At 65.8% G+C, this 552-nt stretch carries 1 protein-coding gene; it reads left to right on the top strand.

Going from position 1 to position 552, the window contains the following annotated elements; all coding sequences use genetic code 11:
- Positions 1-164 precede the first annotated feature (164 nt).
- Positions 165-512 carry a hypothetical protein gene (locus DMB66_RS60685; protein ID WP_125811696.1) on the top strand — a complete coding sequence of 116 codons (348 nt, stop codon included), beginning with the start codon at positions 165-167 and terminating at the stop codon, positions 510-512.
- Positions 513-552: the final 40 nt, after the last annotated feature.

Raw genomic sequence — 552 nt, 5'->3', positions numbered from 1 at the left:
ATCGAACGTGAGCCGGATCAGGAGGTCGACCACCGAGTGAGTCTCTATGGCGGATCGATACGGTCAGCCGGCGGTCGTCGTCTTCGGTGAGCCGGCGGTACTCGCAAGGGCTGCCGGCGCTTCGCCACATGAGATTGAGGTAGCCGTCCGACATGATTGGTGTTGTGGATGCCAGCGATCCGTACACGACCATCACTGAGTCGACGTTCGTGGCGCGATTCCTGCTCGATCCCGACGCGGACACCGTGGACACGGTGGCCAACGTGGACGCGTTCGTTGACCTTCCCGATGGCTCCTCGTGGGCGCTGACGATTTTCACCGTCGCTGAGGTGGGCCGCCTGCTGGCACGGTGGAAGCAGACCGGCGAAGTGGCGAACGGCAGCTATTTCTGGGTCGCCGACCAGCTGATCGTGCCGGAGGCGGGTGTGTCGGCGATGACCGCGGCGATCCGCGAGCTGGTGCGCCGTGGAGATATCGGCAGCGTGGGCATCCGTTGCGACGACCGGGACTGAGCCGGCCAGGGGCCATCGGGGAGTGACCCCTCGACCGCCG

It is taken from the genome of Actinoplanes sp. ATCC 53533, from assembly GCF_003947245.1.
Note: the sequence above shows the minus strand (reverse complement) of the source record. Positions and strands in the feature narration are given on the sequence as shown.